The sequence below is a fragment of the Lacticaseibacillus kribbianus genome, from assembly GCF_020180945.1.
Lineage (GTDB): Bacteria > Bacillota > Bacilli > Lactobacillales > Lactobacillaceae > Lacticaseibacillus > Lacticaseibacillus kribbianus.
Genome location: NZ_JAIPUL010000001.1, coordinates 191,954 through 215,377, shown reverse-complemented (window position 1 = coordinate 215,377; position 23,424 = coordinate 191,954). Strand labels below are relative to the sequence as shown.

Here is a 23,424-nt window from a genome sequence, read left to right as displayed (position 1 = left end):
TATTTGGCAGGCGGCACGCGCCGCCTGCTCCTCCTTTTTCAATGATCAGTGGTTGCTATCCTGCCAGTCGGCCGTGCGCGTCATCTTGGCGGTCAGCTGCCGGTTGACGTCCGCAAAAATCGCGAAGTTGGTCATCAGCGCATCGAGCTGGGCCACAAGCGTCAGGTCCTTCAGGTCGCCGTTGTCGTCAAAGGCGGCCAGCGAGTGGCCGACCATGAACTCGGCACTCGGCATGATGCGCGCGTCAAGCTCCGGCGACTCGAGGATCTGGCGCAGCTGCGCCTGGGCGCGCGAGGTGCCAAGCGAGCCGTAAGACGCGCCCATGATCAGCACCGGCTTGCCCGCAAACGGGTGAATGTGGTACGACAGCCAGGCCAAAGCGGAGCTGAGCACGGCGGGCACGCTGTGGTCGTACTCTGGCGTGGCGATGATCACGCCGTCGGCCACCTCGATCTTGGCCGCAAGTGCGGTCGCCGCGGCGGGCACGCTGTGATCGGCCGTCTTGTAAAACAGCGGCAGGTCACCGAGCTCAACCAGCTCGACCGTCGCGTCCTGCGCGTAGTGGCGCGCCACGAACTGAATCAGCTGGCGATTCGTGGAATGCGCCGAGTTCGTGCCGGCGATGCCAATGTAATGCAACATAACACTCACCATCCTTAAGGTTAGGAACTATACGTTCACATTATGCCAGATTGTGAAATAGTGTTCAATATTTGAAACTGTCAACAAAGTAACCCGAAACTTTGATGGCACCCTCTTCGGCGGGCGCCGCCGGGCAACGCGCGCGTGCACGGCTTGCACCGCTGCTCGGGCCAACGTCCGGCCCAAACACCGGCGCGGTGCTGTGCATCCTGCGAAGTGCGCCCGACTCCGTTCTGGTGCCGTCCGACTCCGCCCTGGTATCAAAAAGCGCGCGGCCCCGCGGGGTCACGCGCTTTCATCTGCTACGGCTCAGGCCAGCAGGTGCCGGTCGATGTAGGTCAACACGCCCTGCGCCTCGTTGTCGTCGCAGCGGTCGGCGGCCGCCGCGAGCACCGGGGCCTGGGCGTTTGCCATCGCCACGCCCAGGCCGACCTCGCGGATCATCTCCAGGTCGTTGCCGCCGTCGCCGAACGCCGCCATCTCCGCCACGTCGATGCCGAGCGTCGCCCCAAGCTCCCGCAGCCCCGCGGCCTTGTGCACGCCGGGCTGGATCAGGTCGATGTCGCCGTGCCCGGAGCTGACCGCCACGGCCTGACCGCCGAGCCGCTCGCCCAGCGCCGCCACCAGTGCCTCGGTGCGCGCGGGCGGGCAGCTCAGGGCGAACTTCAGCACGTCATCCTCGACGTCCGCCACCGCCGGCACCACCGCGAGCTGGTGGTAGTAGCGGCGCATCTCGGCGATATGAGCGGCCGGCACGGTCGGGCCGGCGTACGCGCTGCGTCGGCCGCAGACCAGCACCTGCAGCTCGGGAAAACCGGCCAGAATCGCCAGAACATCCGCCACGACATCCGGGGCGAAGGCGTGAAAGGCGAGCTCACGGTCTGCGGTGCGAATGTACGCGCCGTTTTCCGCCACGTACAAGACATCCGGGTACGCGGCGAAAAAGGAATGTAGCTGGGCGTACTGGTTGCCGCTGGCGCACACGAACCGCACGCCCTGCGCCTGCATCCGGGCGTGCAGCGCGGCGAACGTCGCCCGGTCATATGTGCCGTCGCCCCTCAGGAAGGTGCCGTCCATATCTGTTGCAATCAGGCGAATCATCGCGCCACCTCCTGATCGTTCAGCACGTAGCGGGCGATCGCCTGGGCGATGCCGTCGTCATCGTTGCTGGCCGTCACGACGTCCGCGTGGGCCTTGGCCTCTCCCGAGCCGTTTTGCATGCACACGGCCAGGCCGACCAGCTTGAACATCGCCAGGTCGTTGCCCTCGTCGCCAAAGGCCATCATCTCGGCGGGCGCGATGTCCAGTAGCGCGCCGAGGTGCGCGAGCCCGGACGCCTTGTCGACACCCTGGGCCATCACCTCGAGGAAGTTGCGACCGGCGCGCAGCACGCTGTACTCGGCGTCAAGCGCCAGGCGCACCCGCGGCTCGGCGTCATCGAGCAGCGCCTCTCCTCCGACGAACAGGCCCTTGGTGATGGCGAAGTCGTCAGGCATCTCGTCCGGATTGCGGATCAGGAGCCCGGCGGCGTTCTCGGCGGCCTGCTGGACGATCATCGCGTCCACGTCGCGGTCGGCCGTGATGATGGTGCTTGCGGCGTCGACCACGTTGAACGGCACGCCGAGCGCCTGGCCCAGGGCGGTCATCTGGCGGTAGCCGGCGTTGTCGACCAGCTGGCTTGAGACGACCTTGCCCGTGGCGGTCAGCACCACCGCCCCGTTGTTGGTGACGGCGTACTGCGCGTCGCCTTCGATGCCAAGCTCGGCCATGAAGGGCACGATGCCGGCAAGCGGCCGCCCCGAGGTCAGCACCACCTTGATGCCGCGGGCCAGGCAGGCCGCCACCGCGGTTTTGGTCGAGTCCAGGATGCGGTGGTGGGAGTCAAGCAGCGTGTCGTCGATGTCTAATGCGATCAGTCGAATGCTCATGTTGGTTCTCCTTTGCGGGATGATTACCCCAAGCTTAGCATAGTTGACGGGACAAAATTGCAAGCAGTTGCCGACACCTGCGCGCGCCCCTGACGCCGAATCCTTGAATCCACAAGACCCACCGGTGCCTGCCGGCGGGTTTTTGGCGTGTCCGGGCTCTGCTATAATGGGGGCAGATTCCAAGGAGGCAGCAGATGATCAGATTCGAGCAAGTCGAGCAGTGGCCGACCCTGCCGTTCAAGTTCTTCCAGCACAAGGCGGGCACGCCGATCACGGTGGCGCCGCACTGGCACCCCGAAGTCGAGCTGAACTTCCTAGTGGCCGGCGGGCCGCTGCGCTTCGTCGCCGGCGAGACGGTCACCACCTACCGCCCCGGCGACTACTGGGCCGTCGACCGCCGCGTCAGCCACGAGGCGGACGGCGACAACACGCTCGAGTGGGACGAGTTCGGCTTCATCATCTCGGAGGCCTTCCTGCAGGGCAAGCTGCCGCAAAGCGCCGACTGGCAGCTGACGCTGAGCGGCCGGGCATCGGAGGCGGTCGCACCGGCCGCCTACCGCGCGCTGTTCGCGGAGGCGCAGGCGATGCGCAGCCTGATCCGCCCGACGCTCGACGCAGACGACCGGCTGCTGGTGCTCAGCCATTTTTACCGGCTGCTGGTGCTGCTCGACCGCCACTTCGCCGCGCACCAGCGAAGCGCGGTGGCGCTGAACCCCGGCCTGGTCGACGCGGTGATCGACCGCATCCACCGCGGGTACGCCGGCGACCTGACCGTCGCCGCGCTGGCCGCCGGGGCGCACGTCTCCCAGACCACGCTGAACCAGCAGTTCCAAGACGCGATGGGCATGACCGTGCACGACTACCTGACGCAGGTGCGCGTGATCGCGGCCAAGCGCCTGCTGGTGGAAAGCACCGCCGGCATCGACTACATCGCAAGCGTCTGCGGCTTCGGCAGCGTCAAGACCTTCCAGCGCAACTTCCGCCACTTGGTCCACCGCACCCCGTCCGCCTTCCGCGCCGCGCCGTTTGCGGCCGATGACGCCGACTGTCTTGAATAGTGTCGCCCACAGATTCGGCGCGCGTGATAAGGTACTCGCATGAAAGCGAGGCCTTTTTATTATGACAAGACGTGACAACTGGTTGCTGACCAGCATCCTCAGCCTGTCTTTGGTCGGCGGCTGTGCCAGCCTGATCACCGGCCTGATTCCCCACCTTGAGCGGCTCTACCCCGCGCAGTCGCCGCGCTCACCACCCTGCTGGCCAATCCGTGGCTGACCCGCCGCCACGGCGTGCGGGCGGTGGTGTGCACCGGCCTGATTGCCGCCGCCGGCTTCGGCGCGCTGCCGCTGGTGCCCATGCCCTACTGGGGCTTTTTGCTCACGCGGCTGGGCCTAGGGCTTGGCGTCGGCCTGTTCTCGCCGCACGCGCTGGGGCTGATCGCCCGCACCTACCGCGGCGACTTTCGGGCCCGGCTGCTGGGCTACCAGACCGGCCTGTCGGCGCTGGGCAACGCGCTGTTGATGGCGCTGGCCGGGCTGGTGGTCGCCATCGCCTGGCGCAGCGTCTTCGCCCTGTACCTGCTGCTGTTGCCGCTGGCGTTCCTGGCGGCGCGGGTGCTGCCGGGCGGCAACGCGGCGGACGAGACGATCACCGACGCCGCGGCGACCGCCAGCGTGACCCAGGCGGCCGGCGACGAGCACGCAAGCGCGGCACCCGGGCAAGCCCGAGCCGACGCGCGGGCCGGCCTGCCGCTTGGCAAGTGGGGGCTGTGCGCGCTGGCGTTTCTCACCTACCTGCTGATCTGGGGCGTTCAGCTGAAGCTGTCCGCGCTGTTTGCCGCGCACGGCGGCGGCGGCGCCGCCGTGGCGAACTGGACGCTGGCCGCGATGAACGTCGGCGGCCTAGTCGCCGGGCTCACCTTCGGCCGCCTGCACCGCCGTCTCGGGGCACTGACGCTGGCCGTCGGCTACCTCGGCGCGGCGCTCGGCGTCTGGGCGATGCTGATCTTTCACCAACCGGCAGGGGCCGTCGCCGCCGCCGTGTTTTTCAACTGGATCTACTCGTACACCGGGCCCTACCTGGTGTACCGCACCAACCTGGGGCTGGCGCCGTCGCAGATCGACCTGGCCGCCAGCGCCCTGACCATCGCCACGGTCACCAGCGCCTTCGCCGCCCCGCCGGTCTGGAACTGGCTGGGCCGCCTGGGCACAGCCGGCCTGACCGAAAACGCGCTGGGCTGGATCGCCGGCATTCTCGCCGCCATCGCCATTGGCACCCTGATTGCAATCCGCCTGCTGAAAGGAGCAGAACATGACAGAAGCTGACAAAATGCACAACCAATCGCTTTACAACCCCGGCGACCCCGCCATCGCGGCGGTCCAGGTTGAGTGCCTCGAGAAGCTCTACGACTACAACCACACGCGGCCAAGCGAGGCCGCCCGCCGCACCGCGCTGCTTGAGGCGATGTTCGCCGACATCGGCAAGGACTGCTACCTGGAGCCGCCGTTTCATTCCAATTTTGGCGGCCACCACGTCCACCTCGGCGACGGCGTCTACGCCAACTTCAACCTGACGTTGGTCGACGACACGCACATCACCATCGGCAGCCGCACCATGATCGGCCCGAACGTCACCATCGCGACCGCCGGCCACCCGATCCTGCCCGAGCTGCGGGCGCGCGGCCTGCAGTACAACGCGCCGGTGTTCATCGGCGAGAACTGCTGGCTGGGCGCCGGCGTGATCGTGCTGCCCGGCGTCACCATCGGCGACAACGTCGTGATCGGTGCCGGCAGCGTGGTCACCCACGACCTGCCGAGCAACGTGGTCGCGTTCGGCGACCCCTGCAAGATTGCACGGCCGATCAACGACCACGACCGCGACTTCTACTTCAAGAACCACCGCATCGACCCGGCCATGCTGAACTAAAAAAGCCGCCGCGACCGCCGACGTCCAAAAGGGACGCGACGACCGCGGCGGTTTGCTTTTGGCCTGGCTGAGGGCGGCGCGGTCGGTGCGCGCTGACGCCGCAGCGAAACCATAACCGAACCACCCATGCAGCCCGAACCGCGTCACCACGGTTCGGGCTGTCTGCGTCTGCGCACGAAAAAGGCGCCCGGGAATAACTGCCGGACGCCTCGTTTGGTTTGCTTACTTGTTGGTGAAGCCGTACTTTATACGACTTTTTCTCAAAAGTTCTCAAAAAGTCATATGGAATAAGGCTTCACGAAGTTTATTGTCAGCGTCAACTTTCAAATTTTCTCAATAAGTTGCAGTGAATGCGTACAAATTCTCGTACACGAAAAATGTGGCGTAAGACCCTCTAGCTGACAAACTCCTAAGCACACAGGCATAACACCAGTAAATAAAGGTCACCATTGATTGCTACTCGTATATATAGAAGCAAATGAAGTCATTTCGACATTTCATTTGCTTTTTTCATACCCAATTTTCAATGAATGGAGACTAACAACTATGATGAAAACAGCCAGACGATCCGCTGTGATTGTCGCATTGGTATCGTTGTTCGTCCAGCTCTTTATCCCGGTCTCAATGGCGCTTGCTGCCAGCATGACCAACACCAAGGTTGCTGACTGGCGCAATACTTGGCACCTACATCTGTTCAATGGCTTACATTGGACGGACACAGGTATGTGGATGAAAAAGGTGGACGGCAAAGTTGCCTTCTGTGTGGAGCACGGGGTCGATCTCGATATGAGTGGCTCCGGCTACAACCCCAGCACCTACTCCGACGCTAAGAAGGATCAACTAGCCAAGATTGCTTACTACGGCTACTACCAAAACCCAACCAACCGCAACTACGCCGTGACCCAGATGATTATTTGGGAAACGCTCGGCGATTCGTTACTCACCACACCTAACAAGACCTATCAATCTGAAAAGAAAGCAATCCTTGATAAGGTTGCTGCGCATGATCGCAAGCCATCTTTCAACGGTAAGCAAATCACGCTGGCAGTCGGTGATTCAATCACCTTGACTGATACTAACGGACGGCTCGCAGCTTTCGCCCAGCAAACGGCGAACACCGCAAGCCTCAATATTACGAAGTCTGGCAATAAGCTCACGCTGACGGCCACTGCCCAGTCGAAGGAATCTGGTAAGGTGGCTTATGCGATTGCCAAAGCTGCTGACGTGGGTACCTCTTTCGTCTACACGAAAGGCTCACAACAAAAGCTCGTCAACTTCAAGCTGTCCAACAACGGCGAGTTCTCTCTACCTATTAAAGTTAATCTCAACGGTAACGTGAAAGCCCAAAAAGTTGACGCCGATACCAACAAGGCGCTACCGGGTGCCAAGCTCAAGTTTGAATACGATGGCACCACCAAGGAAGTCACGACTGGCACTGACGGCTATGCTGCCCTGAACGGGATCAAAGCTGGTACCAAGATCAAAATCAGCGAAGTCACCGCTCCTAACGGCTACGTCAACAAAGGCGAACTCAAGGAAGTCACCATCGAACCCGGCAAGACCGTTGAAGTTGTCCTCGGCAACAAGGAGCAACTCGGCAATGTGACCCTCGCCAAGATCGGGCGTGAGTTCGGCAGCGACATGTTCAATGCCTACTACTCGCTTAACGGCGCAGCTTACGGGATCTACACCAGCACCGGCACACGGGTCGGCGCAATCACGACCGATGGCAGTGGCAAGGGAACCTTGCAAAACCTCAAGCTTGGTAGCTACTACGCACTGGAAGAAAAAGCCCCTGCTGGCTATGTTCTGAACACGACCAAGCTGCCGTTTGAATTGAAGTATGCTGGTCAAACTGTCGCGGTCACCACTGCTCACGTCGATACGACTGATCAAGAACAACGCGGCACTGCCACGATCATCAAAGAAGACACCGTTACGGGTAAGCAGCCACAAGGTGCTGCCAGCCTTAACGGTGCTGTCTACGAACTTCACCGTGCAGCCGATGACAAGCTCGTGAAGTCGGTGACGATCGCCAACAACACCGCATCCGTTTCTGGCTTGGAGCTGGACGATTACTACTGGCAAGAAGTGAAGGCACCAACTGGATACGTGCTTGATCCGCAAAAGCACGCCTTCAAGCTGGCTTACGCTGGTCAGAACGTTACGACTGCTGCCGCTACTACGACGGTCAAGGAACAAGTCATCACTGGTGATCTTGACTTGCTCAAGTACGGGAACTACGACTGGTCAACCCAAGGCAAAGGCACTAAGCCGGTCATGCTCAAAGACGTCGAATTCGCCGTCACCAGCAAGACTACCGGCAAGGTTGTTCGCATCGGTTCGACTGACGAACAAGGCTACGTGAAGTTCTCGGATTTGCCTTACGACACCTACACCGTAGCTGAAACCAAGACCCCAACAGGCTACAACGGCATCAAGCCGTTCACGGTTACCGTTGACGGCACCCAAAAGTCCCAGCATTATAGCATCGAAAACAAGGTCATTGAAGAAAAGCTGCGAGTAGTCAAGGTCGATACCGAAACTGGTAAGAGCGTGCTGCGCGCTGGTGCAATCTTCCGGATCAAGAACCTGCAAACCAACAAGTACGAAGTCCAGCCAACTGCTGATAAGACCGGTACGACTGATAAGTTTGTGACCGATAACTCCGGTGAGTTGATCACCGCCGAAGCTCTTGGCTACGGCAAGTACCAGCTCGAAGAAGTTCAAGCTCCAGAAGGCTATGTACTAGCTAAAGAACCAGTCAAGTTCACCATCGACGGGAGCCACAAAGACGGCATCGTGGTCATCAAGTTCGCTGACCTCTCCCAAAAGGGTGTCGCCACCTTGACCAAGACCGGGGCTACCCCAGTCGCCGTCGAAAAAGTTGAAACTGAATATGGCGATCAGTATAAGTACTGCTACGACTACACCGCCCTCGCTGGTGCGAAGTTCGAGTTCAAAGCAGCCGAAAATATTACGACTGCTGACGGCGCCGTTCATGCACACAAGGGTGACGTGGTTGCTACCGGCACCACTGACGCTCAAGGTCAGATTCAGACCCCAGAACTCTATCTTGGCAAGTACACGGCAACTGAAATCTCTGCACCAACCGGGTTCATCATGAACACCGATCCGATTGCTTTTGAGCTCAAGTATGCCGGGCAAGAAGTGACGGTGACCTCCACCTCACTTGAAGCCAAGAACGACTTCCAACAGCTCGACATCACGCTCAACAAGCAAGAGGAAAGTATCACCGGTTGGAAGGACAACCTCCCAGTTATTAAAAATGTCGCTGCCAACGGCCAGGTCTTTGCCTTGTTTACTCAAGGCGAAACCACGATCGGCGAAACTGTAATCCCATCTGAATCACTGGTCGCCACCACGACGGTAGAGAACGGTAAAGCCGAATTTGGCGCGATTCAGCTTCCCGAAGGTTACTACTTCGTGAAGGAACTTGATGCTGGTGAGAAGCACGACTTGAATACCACGATGTACGGCTTCCACTTCCACACCACCGATAACGAGAAGATCAAACACATTGACCTCAATGACGGCAAGGTGATCGACAACAAGCTCCATGAAAACGAACTGTCATTCAAGAAAATCAATGAAGTTGCCACGCTGGTTTCGGGTAAGGGTTACACCTACGCCATGACTGGCAACGCAACTGTCGCAGTTTTTGAACTGCTCGATGCTGACAAAAAGGTGATTCAGACTATCACTGTCGGCAAAGATTCCACTGGCTCCATCAAGCACCTACCTATGGGCACCTTCTATCTCCGTGAATCCAAGCCTTCTGCCACCAACCTTGTGCTTTCTAAGGAAACCCTCAAGCTCGTGTCCACCAAGGACGGCGTAACGGTTTTCGATAGCAAGGACAAGCAGATTGGTGAGACCAAGGCTGACGCCAAGGAAACCGCGATTGCCTTTGAACTGACCAACGACTTGATCAAGGGCACGGGCGAACTGACCAAGACCGACGTTTCTACTGGGAAGCGACTGCCAAACACGGGTATCCGCATTCTGGACGAAGACGGCAAGACAGTCGTATCTGGTCGCACCGACAAGAACGGGGTCTTCTCCTTTGGTAACCTGCCTGCTGGCAAGTACAGCTTCCAAGAATACGACGCACCAAAGGGCTACGAAATCAGCGAAGCCCTTGTACCATTCGAAATCACGAAGGACGGTGAAATCGTGAAGGCTATCATGAAAGACAAGCAAACGCCGAAGCCTGGTCTACCACAAACTGGTAACGCCAAGGCTGGTTGGCTCATGGTCATCGGTGTAGTACTGCTGCTCGGCGTCCTCGCTGCAATGGTTGTGATCGGTGGTGCCAAGAAGAAAGACGGCAAGTAACATGCGCATTTCTTCTATGAATATGTACCCCGATCCCGGTGGCGACGTACTGCTCCAAGGCGACATCGTACTGGATCATGTACTCATCTTGAAAAACGTGAAGCTAATCGAAGGTCAGTACCGCTGGTATATCCAGTTCCCGCGATACGCTGATGGCCGCACCGTTCACCCAATCTCCAAGTCTTTTTACGACTACCTGCTTCAACAACTAACCGAATACTATCACCAAGCCACAGCCGAGTAGCCCCACTACCCGGCTTTTTGAATACGAAAGGAAGGCTACAATATGGAACTCAAATTTGTTGCACCAAATATTGAAAAGACGTTCGGTCACCTTTACTTCGGCTCGCTCAAACGCGAACTGTCAGAAGGTGATCGCGACAATCGTAAGGTTGTCTCCCGCACTTACGAGTTGTTCTCTGACTTGCAGCGTACCGACAACATCGAGATCACCATTCCAGCGAAGAAAGGTGACAAGGCCGAAAGCATTGAAGTTGATGCACCGGTCACCATCATCAAACCGCGTATTGCAACTGTTGGCTACCGGATCGGTGAACAAGCCTTTGTGCGCTACATCTGCAATGCCGACGATATTGTCCCAGTCAAATAAAAGAAAAGAGGAACCCACATGCGATTAGCAGAAGGCATCGTTATCGACTTAGAAGAAACCTTTGGCGTCTTAAAATTCTCCGGCCAGCGTCGCGAACGCTTCGTGCAAGACGAAGACGGTAACCGTACCGACGACGTGAAGGAACGCACCTATGACTTGAAGTCAATGAAACAGGGAATGATGATCCAAGTTTCAATTCCGGCAGAGGCTGGTGTCAAGGACTTCAAGTACAACCAAATCGTCACCCTAGTTGATCCCGTGATCGACACCGTGGCAAACGCGAACTTCAACCGCGTTGAAACTTCGTGGTACATGAAGGCCAGGGATCTCGTGATCGCCAGCGCACCGGTCAAGCCACAGGAGAAGCCAAACAACAATGACAAGAAATAGCTGTTCATTGCTCCACTCCTCGCGCGCGCCGCCCACTGTGGCGGTTGCTTACCACTAACGAAAGGAGTTGATCCCTGATGATGACTTCCACATTGACCGTAGTTGGTCGTGAAGTGTTCATCGACGACTATAACGAAGAAATCGACAACGACTACCGCCTTGACCCCGACGAGATCCTGCAAGACATGATGGAACTCATGGAAGAAAGCCCTGAATCCTACCAACACCTGCATATCGACAGCGAACAGACCAACGACGGCACGAATAAGCTGTTCTCGTTCACTTCATACGAGGGTGAAGATGGCTTACGGCTCTCGTATCTGGGCGTCAGCGATGAATAAGGATGTGAGATTGATTCAACCACAAAATTTTGAAATCACCGAATTCATCGAAGACTACATCAGACTTGTCAGAACGGATGGCGTTCTCCCAAGCGCTGATTTTTTACGGGAATTGGTCGCTGATGCCGCAGCACAGGCAATGGACGGTCAATTCATTATCTGGGTTGATGACAACATGATTGATGACGAACCAAAGGAATTCATTTTCAACTTGCTTGAAGACACCGTGATTTATATGGGTGTGGATTGAATTTCGTATTATCACAAATGAAAGGAGCTCGAAAATGTCCGCAATGAATATCGACGGATTCTTGGAAGACTATCCCGCGCTAGTTGACCCTGATTTCCATGATCCTAGCCCGGACGCTTTGATTGACATGGTGCTAATGGCTGCCGAACAGGCAACTGGTGGCGAACCGTTTTCCATCTGGGTAGACGGCGAATGTACCCGCGATCATGAATCCAAAGAGTTCAGCTTCAACATCGACACCGAAGACCGACAACCCGCTATCAAATACATTGGCGTCAAGTAACGCCCAAAGGAGAATTTCTATGAATGATCAAGTAACCCTCGTCAACTTGGATGACTTTCAACTTCACTACGAACACATCGCTGACTTTGACAACGGAGCATCACCCACTGGTGACGTCATCATCAACTTAATCGACGCAGCTAATCACGCGATTCAAGCTGGCATGAATGCTTGTGATTTGATTTTAGCCAGCGAGCAGTGTGCGAAACCCGAAGCCTACCTTCAAGGAGCCCGCTTTAGTTTCAACGTTTCAAGTAGCCCACTTGGCCTCGTAATTGGCTACGACGGCGTAAATATTGACGAATGAAATTCACGTATCGCGGTACACGGGTCTATCCGCGTCAACGCAACCTACTCTACAACACGGCCATGACCGTTGTGGTTGGCTTGTGGGTAACTGGCGCTGCCATTGCCTATTGGCCGCTGCTAAGACAAATCAACTGGAAATTCTTTAGTTGGCCGAACGTGGCGGTCTTGCCTTGGTCATGGCTGCCGCTGATTATTAACAGTTTATGCACAGCGCTACTATTTGGTGTTGGCTTGTGGGCATATCGAACTTGGTTTGCGGATTCCTACAAGCAGATGGAACACCGCCAAAAACTCGCCCGTATGATCATGGAGAACAAGTGGTACCAAACTGACCAGTCGAACAGTGAGAGTTTCTTCAAAGACTTAGGTTCAACGCGTACCAAAGAGAAAATCTCGCACTTTCCCAAAATCTACTATCGGCTCAAGGACGGGCTGATCCACGTTTCCGTTGAAATCGTCATGTCTTCCTATCAAGATCAGCTCCTTCACTTGGAAAAGAAGCTAGAAGCTGGTCTTTACTGTGAGCTGGTAGACAAGATCCTGCACGATTCTTATGTCGAGTACACCTTGCTTTACGACACAATCGGCAAGCGTATCACCATTGCTGACGTGACCTGTGAACATGGCTCCATGCAGCTCATGGAAACGGTGGCTTGGCACTATGATGCGCTGCCCCACATGCTGATTGCTGGTGGTACGGGCGGTGGTAAGACCTACTTTATTTTGACGCTAATTGAAGCGTTGCTGAAAGACGGTGCCCAGCTCACCATTCTTGACCCGAAAAACGCTGACCTCGCCGATTTGGCTGACGTGATGACAGGAGTCTATTCCAAGAAGGAAGCCATGCTTGGCGCAGTAGAAGCCTTCTACCAAGAAATGATGCGCCGCAATGATGAGATGAAGCAAATGCCCGGTTACAAGACGGGTGAGAATTACGCCTATCTTGGCTTACCAGCTCACTTCTTGATTTTTGACGAATATGTTGCTTTTATGGACGCCTTGGGACGCGATGCCATGCAAGTCATGTCCAAGCTCAAACAGATCGTCATGCTTGGCCGTCAAGCTGGCTTCTTCCTCGTGTTGGCCTGCCAACGCCCTGACGCCAAATATCTCGGCGACGGGATCAGAGATCAGTTCATGTTCCGCGTTGCGCTTGGGCGCATGAGTGAGTTGGGCTATTCCATGATGTTCGGCGAAACCAACAAAGACTTTTTTCAAAAGCCAATCAAGGGACGCGGCTATGTGAACACTGGCGGCAGCGTCATCTCTGAATTTTACACACCACTAGTACCACGCGGCTATGATTTTCTCACCGAAATCGGTGCCGCAGCTAATACCGTTCCTGCAACCCCAATAGAATAGGAGGTGCCAAATGAGCACTGATGTCAAAATCGAAAACCGCGCGCAATTCCTCAACGACTTTCACGAGAACGTGCCTTTCCAATCTGCTGAGGACGCGGAAGATCAACTTGAATGGATGGCAATGCACGCCCACGAGTACCCAGACTCACGAATCTGGATGGGCGCTCCTGGTGGACTGACGGCTGATCGTTTTCCGAAGTGTTTTTGGTTCAATGTCACCACTGGCGACGACGGTGGCTTGACCATGACGTACACCAACGTCGCAGATGAAGGTGATGAAGAATGATTACACCACAGTTTAGAAACAAGATGCAGTTTACAGAAGACTACGCCAATACAATCAAAGCCGGGACAATGAGTGATGCCGAAGACGCCTTAATGGAGCTTTGCGACTACATTGAACCCTGGGAAGACGGCGATCACTGGCTAGAATTGACCGCTGATCGCACCGTATCGGGCAAACCCGTGTATTTCTGGTTCACGGCTGATATTTCTGGCGACGGCATGGTTCTCACTTACCATGACTGGGCGCACCATTACTAATCGGCTGCATGTCGGCACCAAAACAAAACCTTTGAAAGGAGCAAGTCAATGACTACCCAATCTGTTCAGCAAGGCTGCACCCTGCCGCCACGCGCGGCGTGCAGCGCGAAAGCCGCAAGCGTGAGTGGCAGCGGTCGGCGCCAGCCGACCGCTTACCCCCAGTACTCTAACAGGGGGGTATTAAATACAACGTCTGTGCCTGAACACGGGGTAGAAAGGTTGATATGACGGCGTTTCAATAGAAGAAGGCAAAATGATGGATGGCAACCCCAATCCATCATTCATTTTTTGAAAGGAGCGTTGCCATGTGCTCATGGCATGAAAAAACTAAAACCAAACGCAAGCAACTCAAGCTGACCCAAGCTCAAGTCGCCCGGCGCTTAGGTGTCATGCGGATGCATTACGTCCAAGTGGAGAACGGCAAGACTAACCCTAGCTCATCACTGCAAATGGAAATCGACCGGCTGCTCAAGAACTGGAACGATGAACCAGAACTAACGCTAATGTTTGACTACATGCGTGTACGGTTCCCGACACATGACGCCAAGACTGTGATCACCAAGATTCTCGGTCTGACCCCAGAACACCTGATATTTGAGGAACATGGCTTCTACGGCTATTCGGCTATGTATATCTTCTCCAACATTCAGGTCATGGTAGCACCGGTTGGCTCCAACCTCGGCACGTTGGTTGAGATGAAAGGCCAAGGCTGCCGAGAGTTTGAAGGCATTCTGCTTAGTCACGGTGAAAACTGGTACGACTACTTCCTTCGCGTCGATGAAGCTGGCGGCATTTTCAAGCGGGTCGATATTGCGATTAACGACATGGTCGGCCTGCTAAACATTCCAGAGCTGGTCGATAAGTGTCTGAACAACGAGTGCATCTCTGTCATGCGGTCATTTCAGGGGCTGCAATCAGGTAAGCTCGTGGATCTCGATGAGGCTGGCCGGGGCAATACGCTTTACGTCGGCACGATGAAAAGCGACGTGTATTTCTGCATCTACGAAAAAGCCGCTGAACAAGCTGCCAAGCGTGGCATCTCGATTGCTGACACGCCGATCATCAACCGATTTGAGATTCGTTTGAAAAACGAGCGGGCCATCAAAGCGATTGAGAACATGTTGATTACCCGTGATGCCGAAAAGGTCGCGTTTGGTATCATCACGCGCTATATGCGGTTTGTTGATGAAGTCCCGGATAAAAGCCGCCTCAAGTGGCCCCTCAACGAACGTTGGTCATACTTCATCGGCAAAGGTCGCCAGCCAATCCGCCTGACCACTGACCCACAGCCCTTTGACCTAAACAAGACCAAGGCGTGGCTACAAAAGCAGGTCATGCCTACCCTCAAAGTCATCAAGGAAATCGACAACTACTTCGGCACTACTGACTTGCAACTCATGATCAAAGACGCCGAGCTGACCGACAAGCACCTCAAGCTGATTGAGCAACAGACCGTTGGTAGCGAGGAGCTAGGAGGTGACATGTTTGGTCAATGACGTGCTGGCTTCCCACCCGCTGCGAGGTAAGCAATTCAAAGACTGCGCGCTGAACATCTACGTCTACAAGGCCGCGCTAGTCGGCGTCATCGAACACAAGAAGTACCGGCGTATCTGCGACATGAATAGTTTTGGCTTCACAGCACAAGACTACATCGCTTGGCGGCACCAGCAACAAGGGTACCCTGCGGCATTGATCGGCCGCGATGGGCGCGCCCTGAACTACGGCGAACTGCGCCGACTACTTTATCAAACAGCCGAAGATTCAGGCTGGCCGGTCTTCGCTACACCGGTGGAAGACCTATTTTTCGATTAACCAACTCGGTCGCGATTGACCGTGACAAAACAATCGCAATTCAAAAAGGAGTGATGGTCACAAATTCAACTAAAGGAGTATCACCGCAATCAAACTAGACGTCATCTACAATCGCGAGTGTCTGGAAGGCATGGCGGACTTACCGACATCCTCCATCGACATGATCCTGTGCGACTTGCCGTATGGCACCACAGCCAACGCTTGGGACAAGGTGATTCCGTTTTCCCACCTCTGGGGTCAATACGAACGGCTCATCAAACCTCAAGGCGCGATCGTGCTATCCGCAACTGAACGTTTCTCTGCGGACTCAGTGCAATCAAATCCGGCCTTGTATCGCTACAAGTGGGTTTGGATCAAGAATACTGTCACCAACTTCGTCAATGCCAAGAACCGCCCCTTATCCCGTTTCGAGGAGATTCTCGTCTTCTCCAAGTCGGGTACGGCCAACTTTGGTAACTCCCCTGACACCAAAGGCATGAAGTATTTTCCTCAAGGACTGCTCCCCTATAACAAAACCGTCAACTCGCGTAAGTATGAAAATTCCAATCAACTGCACCCGTGGAACGCTCCCGATAGCTACACGCAAGAGTGGACTAACTACCCGTCTGACGTACTCAACTACAAGTCTGATCGCACCGGCTGGCACCCGACGCAAAAGCCTGTCGATCTTTTTGCCTACCTCATCAAGACTTACACCCAACCCGGCGAGATCGTGCTGGATAACTGCATGGGGTCTGGCACCACCGCGATTGCTGCAATGGACACTGACCGCCACTTCATCGGCTATGAAATTAGCGAAGAATACTGGCGGCGTGCCCTTGATCGCATCAAGCACCACCACGCAACTCAAACTGAACTTTTCTGATCTGTTACCCATGACCCGGTCACTGCTGACCGCGCCAAAACAGCGGCAATCTTGAAAGGAGCCCTGGTCACAAAACTAAAAATCAAAGGATGATTATTATGAATTTCGGACAAAACTTGTTTAACTGGTTCACCTCCAACGCCCAGAGCTTGGTGCTGATGGCGATTGCCATTATCGGGGTCTACCTCGGCTTCAAGCGTGAATTTTCCAAGTTGATTGGCTTCTTGGTCATTGCGATCATCGCCGTGGGGCTGGTGTTCAATACCGCTGGAGTCAAAGACGTGCTGCTGAATCTGTTCAACCGCGTCATGGGAGCTTAGCCTATGGAAGACATCAAAGTCTTTATTGCCAATCTTGGCAAATACAACGAAGGCGAAATCGTCGGCGCATGGTTCACCCCACCAATCAACAATGAAGAACTCACCGAAAAGCTAGGACTAAACGACCAGTACGAAGAATACATGGTTCAGGACTACGAAGGCCCCGTTGTCTTTAGTGAGTATTCCACGATTGGTGAGATTAACGAAGCTGCCGCAGCCGTTGAAGCATTGAAAGGCACCGAGATTTACCCTGCCATCAAAGAGCTTATCGGCGAGTGGTACGACAACGTAATCGAACTCGCTGCACACAAAGATGACATTGCTTGTTACCACGTTGCCAACATGACGGAGTTGGCCGAAGAACTGGCTGATGAAGGCTGGTTCGGCGAGATTCCGCCACAGGTCGAAAACTATATCGACTATGCCAAGGTCGGACGTGACCTCGAAATTGAGGGCGGTTACGTTGAAACGCCTTATGGCATCTACCAATTATTAGACTAACTCTCTGGGCTGGCGCTGCAAAAGGCGTCAGCCCTTTTATCTCACAACGAAAGGAGATCACATGAAGAAAGTCCGTTCCTACACCAGCATCTGGTCAGTGGAAAAGGTGCTGTATGCCATCAATGACCTGCAACTGCCGTTTCCAATCACATTTACGCAAATGACGTGGTTCATCGTCAGCTTGTTTGCGGTCATGCTACTAGGCGACTTGCCACCACTATCGTTCATTGACGGCGCGTTTCTCAAATATGTTGGCATTCCTGCCGGGCTAACTTGGTTCTTGAGCCAGAAGACCTTCGACAACAAGAAACCAATGGGGTTCTTGCGGTCGGTGATCAACTACGCCATTACCCCGAAGCTCACCTATGCTGGTAAACCTGTGAAATCGCAAAAAGAGAAACAAGACACAGCTGTGACCTACGTCTGGAGGTACCACAATGAAATTTCCAATTAAGTATATCGAAGACAACCTCGTCTGGAACACTGACGGCGAGTGCTTTGCCTATTTTGAACTGATCCCGTACAACTACTCGTTTCTAAGCCCTGAACAAAAGCAACAAGTCCATGAGAACTTACGCCAGTTGATTTCCCAGAACCGCGACGGCAAACTACACCTCTTGCAACTTGCCACCGAAGCCAGTGTCCGGGACACCCTCGACCGCTCAAAGAAGTTGGTCAAAGGCTCGCTGAAAGACATCGCCTTCCAGCATATCGACGGCCAAGCCGAAGCATTGACCGAAAACGTTGGGGACAACCAAGTGGACTACCTCTTCTTCATCGGCTTTAAGCTGCTGCTGAATGACGCAGAGGTCACCGCCAAGTCCATCTTCAAGGATATGTCCTTGGGCATTCGGGACTTCTTCGCCGAGTTCAACACAACGTTTGCTGGTGACTTTTTCACCATGAACAACGCCGAAGTGGAACGCTACGCCAAGTCCGCTAAGTTCCTTGCCGAAAAGATTGGTCGCCGGTTCAAAGTTCGTCCGCTCGATAAGAACGACTTCGGCTACCTGCTCGAACACCTCTACGGCATGACGGGTCAGGACTACGACGACTACAAATATCACTTGCCCCACAAGAAGTCCAAGCGCGACATCATTATCAAGCGCTATGACTTGATCAAGCCAACCCGTTCGCTGATTGAGCAGCACCAACGCTCCATCAAGATCACCCACGGGCTAGATGCCAGCTACGTGACGTACCTGACGCTTTCCGACATCGTGGGTGAACTCGAATTTCCCGGCAGCGAAATCTTCTACTTCCAGCAAAGCCAGTTCGACTTTCCCATCGACACCAGCTTGAACGTTGAGATCGTGACGAACAAGAAGGCGCTGACCAAGGTACGCAACAAGAAGAAAGAACTCAAGGACTTGGACGAACACGCCTACCAGTCCGGCAACGAGACGACACGCGGCGTCAGCGACGCTTTAGATTCAGTCGATGAACTTGAAAGCAACCTCGACCAGACTAAGGACGCCATGTACAAGATCAGCTACGTCATTCGCGTGGCTGGGCGCAGTGAAGATGAAATGAAGCGCCGCGCTGATCAGCTACTCGACTTTTACGACAGCCTTAACATCAAGCTCGTGCGACCATTCGGCGACATGCTGGGGCTACACAGTGAGTTTATCCCTGCTTCCAAGCGCTACATCAACGACTATATCCAATATGTGACCAGCGACTTCATCGCTTCGCTAGGCTTCGGTGCAACGCAATCGCTAGGTGAAAAGGAAGGTATCTACATCGGGTACAACGTGGACACCGGGCGGAACGTCTATCTCCAACCAGATATTGCCGCGCAAGGTATCAAGGGGACAGTCACCAATGCCTTATCCGCCGCCTTCCTCGGTAGCTTGGGTGGTGGGAAGTCCTTCTCCAACAATCTGCTCGTCTATTACGCCGTCCTTTACGGAGCACAGGCACTGATCCTTGATCCAAAGTCGGAACGTACTGGCTGGGCGGAGAACCTCGACTTCATGGGTGACGAAATCAATATCGTCAACTTGACCAGTGAGGAACAGAACCGTGGGCTGCTTGATCCTTATATCATCTTGTCTAACTTAAAGGATTCGGAATCGTTGGCCGTTGACACCCTAACCTTCCTCACGGGGATCTCAAGCCGTGACGCTGACCGCTTCCCAACGCTGCGCAAGGCGATCCGCGCAGTGACGCAAGCACCTGAACCGGGATTGTTGAAAGTCATCGACGAACTCCGCCGCGAAGACACGCCAATCGCACGCAACATTGCCGATCACATCGAATCCTTCACGGACTACGACTTTGCGGCACTACTGTTCTCTGACGGGACGGCGCGGCGGACGATCGCACTTGACCGCAAAATCAACATCGTGCAAATCGCAGACTTGGTGCTGCCAGACGCCGACAAGACGCAGGAAGAATATATCACGGCCGAAATGTTATCCGTCGCCATGCTCATGATCATCAGCACGTTCGCGATCGACTTCATTCATCAAGACCGCGCCCAATTCAAGATCGTGGACTTGGACGAAGCCTGGGCGTTCTTGAATGTCGCGCAAGGTAAGGCGTTGTCCATGAAACTGATTCGCGAAGGTCGCTCCATGAACGCCGGGGTCTACCTCGTGACCCAAAACGCGGACGATTTACTGGATGAAAAGATGAAGAACAACATCGCCCAGAAGTTTGCCTTCCGTAGCACCGACATCACGGAGATCAAAAACACCTTAAACTTCTTTGGGCTAGACGCCGAAGACGAAGGCAACCAAAATCGGCTGCGGTCGCTAGACAATGGGGAGTGCTTGTTCCAAGACATCTGGGGGCACGTCGGCGTGCTGCACTTTGACTATATCTTTGAACACCTACACCACGCCTTTGACACTCGGCCACCGAAACCCGTGGAGGTGATCGCTGATGACGAAAGCTAACCGTCGGCGGCTGCTGTTCCTCGGTGTTGTCGCGGCATTCATGTTGGTGTTGGTACTTGTCGGCGGTCAACCGGTACACGCAGCGGGACTGGTAGACGATCAGTCTGGCGGTTCCAACGAGTATTCCAAGTACCCGTTGTCGCACTACCAGCTTGACTACTTTGTTGATACGAGTTGGGACTGGCTCCCGTGGAACTGGGGCGATGGTATCGGCAAGTCCGTAAGCTATGGCCTGTATGCCATCACCAACTTTTTGTGGACGCTCTCGGTCTATCTCTCAAACGCTGCGGGCTACCTGATTCAGCAAGCCTATTCGCTAGACTTCATCAAAGATACGTCTGACGCGATTGGAAAGAACATGCAGCTTCTAGCCGGGGTCTCAAAAGATGGTTTCACCACGGACGGGTTCTATCCGGGACTGCTCCTGATGATTACGTTAGTTGTCGGTATCTATGTCGCCTATACCGGCATCATCAAGCGCGAGACCTCGAAAGCTATTTCGGCGATGGTCAACTTCGTGGTGATCTTCATTACCTCGGCCAGCTTCATCGCCTATGCGCCAGATTACGTCAGCAAGATCAACGAGTTCAGCTCCGACATCAGCACCAGCGCTCTCAACACCGGCTCCAAGATGATTATGGGCACGGATACGGCCTCCGATAAATCAGGCGTCGATGCGATCCGTGACACGCTCTTTGAAATTCAAGTGAAGCAGCCCTGGACGCTTTTACAGTTTGGGGACAGCGACGCTGACAACGTTGGCAAAGATCGCGTGAATACGTTGATGAAGACCGATCCATTTGGGGACAAGGGTAAAACTCGCACCGACGTAGTGAAAGCTGAAATTGAAGACAATGACAACGAGAACCTCTCGCCGACCATGACGATCAATCGACTTGGTACCACGACCTTTGTTGTCCTGTTCAACGTAGCGATCACCTTGTTTGTCTTCTTCTTGACGGCAATGATGCTGTTCAGCCAGATACTCTTTATCATCTACGCAACGTTCCTACCGGTGTCGTTCTTACTCGCCATGTTGCCGTCCTTTAACGGCCTGATGAAGCAAAATATCATGAAGCTGTTCAACACGATCATGACACGAGTTGGCGTGACGCTGGTGATCACGATGGCGTTCTCGCTATCGGCAATGGTTTACGGGCTATCGGCTACCTCGCCGTTCTTCCTCGTGGCCTTCCTGCAAGTCACCATCTTTGCGGGAATTTGGATGAAGCTCGGAGACCTGATGGGTATGATGCAGCTACACAGCTCTGACGCACAGCAAGGCGCACAGCGCTTCTCGCGTCGTGGGAACCGGATGCTCCGGCAGTTCGTCGGTAGTGCAATGGGTGGCGCGATGGCAGGTCGCTTCCTGTCACGAGGCTATGGTAAAGGTCACGGAATGCCGCAAACACCACAGCTCCCTACTGGCACGCAACGCGAACAAACCGCTGACGCCACCAAGCCGCAACAGCCGAAGAAACCGCGCAGCCAACGTCTGGGTGAAAAACTTGCCGATGTGTCTGATGTCGGCAACAAGCTCAAAGACAAGACCAAGCGCGGTCTGAATCAAGTAAAGGACGCGCCAACCAACGTCTTGTATGGCCTGCATCGTGGTAAGCAACTGACTAAGGAGGCCGCCGAAACTGCGAAGGACAGCTTCAAGGGGCGGCGTGAGGCCAATCAGCAGGAACGCGACAAACAGCTTGAGCAGCGGCGTAAGCAAATGCAAGAACGCAAACTCGCGATCAAGCCTAAAGCTGATCCTGAAAAGCCAAAACCAACGGATACCAAGCCGCCGGTTGAACCAACTCGTAAGCCAACAACTGCCACCCCTCCCAAGCCGAAATCCGAACAAGCTGATACCAGTGGGCAACCTAAGCGTGCTGCCACGAAGCCAACATCAACTCGGCCTCCACGTCCAGCCACGAAGCCGCAAGCAGAACCCACAATAACACCACACCAAGAACTCACTCCGCCAACGGATAAAACCAAGAAGCCACTGACCCTCGTTTCCGAAAAGCCAGCCAAGCCACGCAACCCAAAGCTACAGCGGATCAAAAAGGCTAAGAGGCGTAGGAAGCGATGAAACTCTGGCGCTGGTTAGCTCTTGCCGCATTCCCGATACTGTTGATTGGCGGTCTGTTTTTTGCGGTCATTGCCTCTGATGATGACGAAGACCAGCCTGCCTCTGCGATCACAGCCGACGCGATGAACTTATCCGCTGAAGTCTACAAGCATAAGCTGACGGTCGAAAAGTATTGTAAAGAGTTCGGCATTTCAGACCAGGTGATGGTGATACTCGCCATCATGCAGGTCGAATCTGGCGGCAAGGGTGGCGACGTGATGCAAGCCAGCGAATCGCTGGGACTACCGGTCAATACGCTAGATACCGAAGCGTCCATCAAGCAAGGCGTAAAATATTTCGCGTCGCTGTTAAAAAGCATGAAAGCTGCGGGCGTGGATCTCAACACTGCGATTCAAAGCTACAACTATGGTGGCAGCTTTATTGACTACGTTGCTAAGCAGGGCAAAAAGTACACGCTTGAGCTGGCAACATCTTTTGCTAAAGAAAAATCTGGTGGCAAGAAAGTCACCTACACCAACGCGGTTGCTAAAGACGGTTGGCGATATGCCTATGGGAACATGTACTATGTGTCGGTCATCTCGCAATACCTTGTGACGGGTGGCGCGAAGTTCGACGACAAAACGGTGCAAGCGATCATGGATGAGGCGCTCAAATATCAAGGCACTCGTTATGTGTTCGGCGGCTCAACGCCAACAACAGGCTTTGACTGTTCCGGGCTGACCAGTTGGTGCTACGGCAAAGCTGGGATCAAACTCCCCCGCACCGCACAAGCACAATACGACGCCACGGCACACCTGAACATCAAAGATGCTAAGCCCGGCGACTTAGTGTTCTTCCACTCAACCTATGACACTGCCGACTATGTGACCCACGTTGGGATCTATGTCGGCGGCATGAAAATGTATAATGCGGGCGACCCGCTGGGATATGCCGATTTGAACTCAAGTTATTGGCAAGTCCACCTGATCGGCGCCGGGCGTGTGAAGAAGTAGGTG

General features: G+C 55.0%; 27 protein-coding genes. 24 read left to right on the top strand and 3 right to left on the bottom strand.

What is annotated here, in order from left to right:
- Positions 1–45: 45 nt before the first annotated feature.
- From LE416_RS01085 to LE416_RS01075, 3 genes are all read right to left on the bottom strand, one after another.
- A complete protein-coding gene (locus LE416_RS01085) occupies positions 46–642 on the bottom strand; it encodes an NADPH-dependent FMN reductase (protein WP_225046651.1) in 597 nt (198 codons plus the stop codon).
- Positions 643–951: 309 nt separating this feature from the next.
- Positions 952–1,743: a Cof-type HAD-IIB family hydrolase gene (locus LE416_RS01080; protein WP_225046650.1), complete on the bottom strand. Its 792-nt coding sequence runs from the start codon at positions 1,741–1,743 to the stop codon at positions 952–954.
- Complete coding sequence (locus LE416_RS01075) at positions 1,740–2,570, bottom strand: Cof-type HAD-IIB family hydrolase (protein ID WP_225046649.1); 831 nt, start codon at positions 2,568–2,570, stop codon at positions 1,740–1,742. The genes LE416_RS01080 and LE416_RS01075 overlap by 4 nt, the downstream gene beginning before the upstream one ends.
- Positions 2,571–2,764: 194 nt before the next feature.
- Here LE416_RS01075 and LE416_RS01070 point away from each other — a divergent pair, with 194 nt between their 5' ends.
- From LE416_RS01070 to LE416_RS00955, 24 genes are all read left to right on the top strand, one after another.
- Positions 2,765–3,628 carry an AraC family transcriptional regulator gene (locus tag LE416_RS01070; RefSeq protein ID WP_225046648.1) on the top strand — a complete coding sequence of 288 codons (864 nt, stop codon included), beginning with the start codon at positions 2,765–2,767 and terminating at the stop codon, positions 3,626–3,628.
- A 61-nt stretch (positions 3,629–3,689) separates the two neighbouring features.
- The gene (locus LE416_RS01065; RefSeq protein WP_225046647.1) at positions 3,690–3,845 is read left to right on the top strand and encodes a hypothetical protein; all 156 of its coding nucleotides are present in this window, start codon (positions 3,690–3,692) and stop codon (positions 3,843–3,845) included.
- 14 nt (positions 3,846–3,859) lie between these two features.
- Entirely contained in the window at positions 3,860–4,894 is a 1,035-nt protein-coding gene (locus LE416_RS01060; protein ID WP_338034757.1) for an MFS transporter, read from the top strand.
- The gene (locus LE416_RS01055; protein ID WP_225046646.1) at positions 4,881–5,495 is read left to right on the top strand and encodes a sugar O-acetyltransferase; all 615 of its coding nucleotides are present in this window, start codon (positions 4,881–4,883) and stop codon (positions 5,493–5,495) included. Before LE416_RS01060 ends, LE416_RS01055 begins: the two co-directional genes overlap by 14 nt.
- Before the next feature lie 549 nt (positions 5,496–6,044).
- Positions 6,045–9,854, top strand: a complete 3,810-nt coding sequence (locus LE416_RS01050) for a SpaA isopeptide-forming pilin-related protein (RefSeq protein ID WP_225047812.1) — start codon at positions 6,045–6,047, stop codon at positions 9,852–9,854.
- Position 9,855: 1 nt separating this feature from the next.
- Complete coding sequence (locus tag LE416_RS01045) at positions 9,856–10,098, top strand: hypothetical protein (protein ID WP_125751718.1); 243 nt, start codon at positions 9,856–9,858, stop codon at positions 10,096–10,098.
- Between the two features lie 42 nt (positions 10,099–10,140).
- Positions 10,141–10,464, top strand: a complete 324-nt coding sequence (locus LE416_RS01040; RefSeq protein ID WP_003606404.1) for a DUF961 family protein — start codon at positions 10,141–10,143, stop codon at positions 10,462–10,464.
- Positions 10,465–10,482: 18 nt separating this feature from the next.
- The gene (locus tag LE416_RS01035; protein ID WP_225046645.1) at positions 10,483–10,854 is read left to right on the top strand and encodes a YdcP family protein; all 372 of its coding nucleotides are present in this window, start codon (positions 10,483–10,485) and stop codon (positions 10,852–10,854) included.
- A gap of 77 nt (positions 10,855–10,931) precedes the next feature.
- Positions 10,932–11,195 carry a hypothetical protein gene (locus tag LE416_RS01030; RefSeq protein ID WP_225046644.1) on the top strand — a complete coding sequence of 88 codons (264 nt, stop codon included), beginning with the start codon at positions 10,932–10,934 and terminating at the stop codon, positions 11,193–11,195.
- Between the two features lie 4 nt (positions 11,196–11,199).
- Positions 11,200–11,445 carry a hypothetical protein gene (locus LE416_RS01025; protein ID WP_225047811.1) on the top strand — a complete coding sequence of 82 codons (246 nt, stop codon included), beginning with the start codon at positions 11,200–11,202 and terminating at the stop codon, positions 11,443–11,445.
- Positions 11,446–11,479: 34 nt separating this feature from the next.
- Positions 11,480–11,728 (top strand): hypothetical protein, encoded by a 249-nt coding sequence (locus LE416_RS01020; RefSeq protein WP_010491207.1) that lies wholly within the window; start codon positions 11,480–11,482, stop codon positions 11,726–11,728.
- Positions 11,729–11,747: 19 nt separating this feature from the next.
- A complete protein-coding gene (locus LE416_RS01015) occupies positions 11,748–12,035 on the top strand; it encodes a hypothetical protein (protein ID WP_107773161.1) in 288 nt (95 codons plus the stop codon).
- Entirely contained in the window at positions 12,032–13,399 is a 1,368-nt protein-coding gene (locus LE416_RS01010; RefSeq protein WP_225046643.1) for an FtsK/SpoIIIE domain-containing protein, read from the top strand. The genes LE416_RS01015 and LE416_RS01010 overlap by 4 nt, the downstream gene beginning before the upstream one ends.
- Before the next feature lie 10 nt (positions 13,400–13,409).
- Positions 13,410–13,685, top strand: coding sequence for a hypothetical protein (locus LE416_RS01005; RefSeq protein WP_225046642.1), 276 nt, complete (start codon positions 13,410–13,412; stop codon positions 13,683–13,685).
- Positions 13,682–13,942, top strand: coding sequence for a hypothetical protein (locus LE416_RS01000; protein ID WP_031546588.1), 261 nt, complete (start codon positions 13,682–13,684; stop codon positions 13,940–13,942). The genes LE416_RS01005 and LE416_RS01000 overlap by 4 nt, the downstream gene beginning before the upstream one ends.
- Before the next feature lie 305 nt (positions 13,943–14,247).
- Positions 14,248–15,438 carry an XRE family transcriptional regulator gene (locus LE416_RS00995; protein ID WP_225047810.1) on the top strand — a complete coding sequence of 397 codons (1,191 nt, stop codon included), beginning with the start codon at positions 14,248–14,250 and terminating at the stop codon, positions 15,436–15,438.
- Positions 15,428–15,754 (top strand): hypothetical protein, encoded by a 327-nt coding sequence (locus LE416_RS00990; RefSeq protein ID WP_225046641.1) that lies wholly within the window; start codon positions 15,428–15,430, stop codon positions 15,752–15,754. Before LE416_RS00995 ends, LE416_RS00990 begins: the two co-directional genes overlap by 11 nt.
- Before the next feature lie 130 nt (positions 15,755–15,884).
- The gene (locus LE416_RS00985; protein WP_225046640.1) at positions 15,885–16,619 is read left to right on the top strand and encodes a DNA-methyltransferase; all 735 of its coding nucleotides are present in this window, start codon (positions 15,885–15,887) and stop codon (positions 16,617–16,619) included.
- A gap of 98 nt (positions 16,620–16,717) precedes the next feature.
- Positions 16,718–16,939 (top strand): hypothetical protein, encoded by a 222-nt coding sequence (locus tag LE416_RS00980; protein ID WP_003606383.1) that lies wholly within the window; start codon positions 16,718–16,720, stop codon positions 16,937–16,939.
- A gap of 3 nt (positions 16,940–16,942) precedes the next feature.
- Positions 16,943–17,440 carry an antirestriction protein ArdA gene (locus LE416_RS00975; RefSeq protein ID WP_225046639.1) on the top strand — a complete coding sequence of 166 codons (498 nt, stop codon included), beginning with the start codon at positions 16,943–16,945 and terminating at the stop codon, positions 17,438–17,440.
- Positions 17,441–17,501: 61 nt separating this feature from the next.
- Complete coding sequence (locus LE416_RS00970; RefSeq protein WP_225046638.1) at positions 17,502–17,894, top strand: conjugal transfer protein; 393 nt, start codon at positions 17,502–17,504, stop codon at positions 17,892–17,894.
- Positions 17,878–20,343 (top strand): conjugal transfer ATPase TcpF, encoded by a 2,466-nt coding sequence (tcpF, locus tag LE416_RS00965; protein ID WP_225046637.1) that lies wholly within the window; start codon positions 17,878–17,880, stop codon positions 20,341–20,343. Before LE416_RS00970 ends, tcpF begins: the two co-directional genes overlap by 17 nt.
- Positions 20,330–22,429 (top strand): CD3337/EF1877 family mobilome membrane protein, encoded by a 2,100-nt coding sequence (locus LE416_RS00960; RefSeq protein ID WP_225046636.1) that lies wholly within the window; start codon positions 20,330–20,332, stop codon positions 22,427–22,429. Before tcpF ends, LE416_RS00960 begins: the two co-directional genes overlap by 14 nt.
- Positions 22,426–23,421, top strand: coding sequence for a bifunctional lytic transglycosylase/C40 family peptidase (locus tag LE416_RS00955; protein ID WP_225046635.1), 996 nt, complete (start codon positions 22,426–22,428; stop codon positions 23,419–23,421). Before LE416_RS00960 ends, LE416_RS00955 begins: the two co-directional genes overlap by 4 nt.
- The last annotated feature ends 3 nt before the right edge of the window (positions 23,422–23,424 follow it).

What these genes read in the sequence shown, in the direction of transcription:
- LE416_RS01005 (WP_225046642.1), top strand. Translation starts at nt 13,410, where the DNA reads ATGAGCACTGATGTCAAAATCGAAAACCGCGCGCAATTCCTCAACGAC.
- LE416_RS01085 (WP_225046651.1), bottom strand. Translation starts at nt 642, where the DNA reads ATGTTGCATTACATTGGCATCGCCGGCACGAACTCGGCGCATTCCACG.
- LE416_RS00975 (WP_225046639.1), top strand. Translation starts at nt 16,943, where the DNA reads ATGGAAGACATCAAAGTCTTTATTGCCAATCTTGGCAAATACAACGAA.
- LE416_RS01030 (WP_225046644.1), top strand. Translation starts at nt 10,932, where the DNA reads ATGATGACTTCCACATTGACCGTAGTTGGTCGTGAAGTGTTCATCGAC.
- LE416_RS00955 (WP_225046635.1), top strand. Translation starts at nt 22,426, where the DNA reads ATGAAACTCTGGCGCTGGTTAGCTCTTGCCGCATTCCCGATACTGTTG.
- LE416_RS01040 (WP_003606404.1), top strand. Translation starts at nt 10,141, where the DNA reads ATGGAACTCAAATTTGTTGCACCAAATATTGAAAAGACGTTCGGTCAC.
- LE416_RS00980 (WP_003606383.1), top strand. Translation starts at nt 16,718, where the DNA reads ATGAATTTCGGACAAAACTTGTTTAACTGGTTCACCTCCAACGCCCAG.
- LE416_RS01035 (WP_225046645.1), top strand. Translation starts at nt 10,483, where the DNA reads ATGCGATTAGCAGAAGGCATCGTTATCGACTTAGAAGAAACCTTTGGC.
- LE416_RS01000 (WP_031546588.1), top strand. Translation starts at nt 13,682, where the DNA reads ATGATTACACCACAGTTTAGAAACAAGATGCAGTTTACAGAAGACTAC.
- LE416_RS00960 (WP_225046636.1), top strand. Translation starts at nt 20,330, where the DNA reads ATGACGAAAGCTAACCGTCGGCGGCTGCTGTTCCTCGGTGTTGTCGCG.
- LE416_RS01015 (WP_107773161.1), top strand. Translation starts at nt 11,748, where the DNA reads ATGAATGATCAAGTAACCCTCGTCAACTTGGATGACTTTCAACTTCAC.
- LE416_RS01070 (WP_225046648.1), top strand. Translation starts at nt 2,765, where the DNA reads ATGATCAGATTCGAGCAAGTCGAGCAGTGGCCGACCCTGCCGTTCAAG.
- LE416_RS00995 (WP_225047810.1), top strand. Translation starts at nt 14,248, where the DNA reads ATGTGCTCATGGCATGAAAAAACTAAAACCAAACGCAAGCAACTCAAG.
- LE416_RS01020 (WP_010491207.1), top strand. Translation starts at nt 11,480, where the DNA reads ATGTCCGCAATGAATATCGACGGATTCTTGGAAGACTATCCCGCGCTA.
- LE416_RS01055 (WP_225046646.1), top strand. Translation starts at nt 4,881, where the DNA reads ATGACAGAAGCTGACAAAATGCACAACCAATCGCTTTACAACCCCGGC.
- LE416_RS01075 (WP_225046649.1), bottom strand. Translation starts at nt 2,570, where the DNA reads ATGAGCATTCGACTGATCGCATTAGACATCGACGACACGCTGCTTGAC.
- LE416_RS00985 (WP_225046640.1), top strand. Translation starts at nt 15,885, where the DNA reads ATGGCGGACTTACCGACATCCTCCATCGACATGATCCTGTGCGACTTG.
- tcpF (WP_225046637.1), top strand. Translation starts at nt 17,878, where the DNA reads ATGAAATTTCCAATTAAGTATATCGAAGACAACCTCGTCTGGAACACT.
- LE416_RS01050 (WP_225047812.1), top strand. Translation starts at nt 6,045, where the DNA reads ATGAAAACAGCCAGACGATCCGCTGTGATTGTCGCATTGGTATCGTTG.
- LE416_RS01010 (WP_225046643.1), top strand. Translation starts at nt 12,032, where the DNA reads ATGAAATTCACGTATCGCGGTACACGGGTCTATCCGCGTCAACGCAAC.
- LE416_RS01045 (WP_125751718.1), top strand. Translation starts at nt 9,856, where the DNA reads ATGCGCATTTCTTCTATGAATATGTACCCCGATCCCGGTGGCGACGTA.
- LE416_RS01080 (WP_225046650.1), bottom strand. Translation starts at nt 1,743, where the DNA reads ATGATTCGCCTGATTGCAACAGATATGGACGGCACCTTCCTGAGGGGC.
- LE416_RS00970 (WP_225046638.1), top strand. Translation starts at nt 17,502, where the DNA reads ATGAAGAAAGTCCGTTCCTACACCAGCATCTGGTCAGTGGAAAAGGTG.
- LE416_RS01065 (WP_225046647.1), top strand. Translation starts at nt 3,690, where the DNA reads ATGACAAGACGTGACAACTGGTTGCTGACCAGCATCCTCAGCCTGTCT.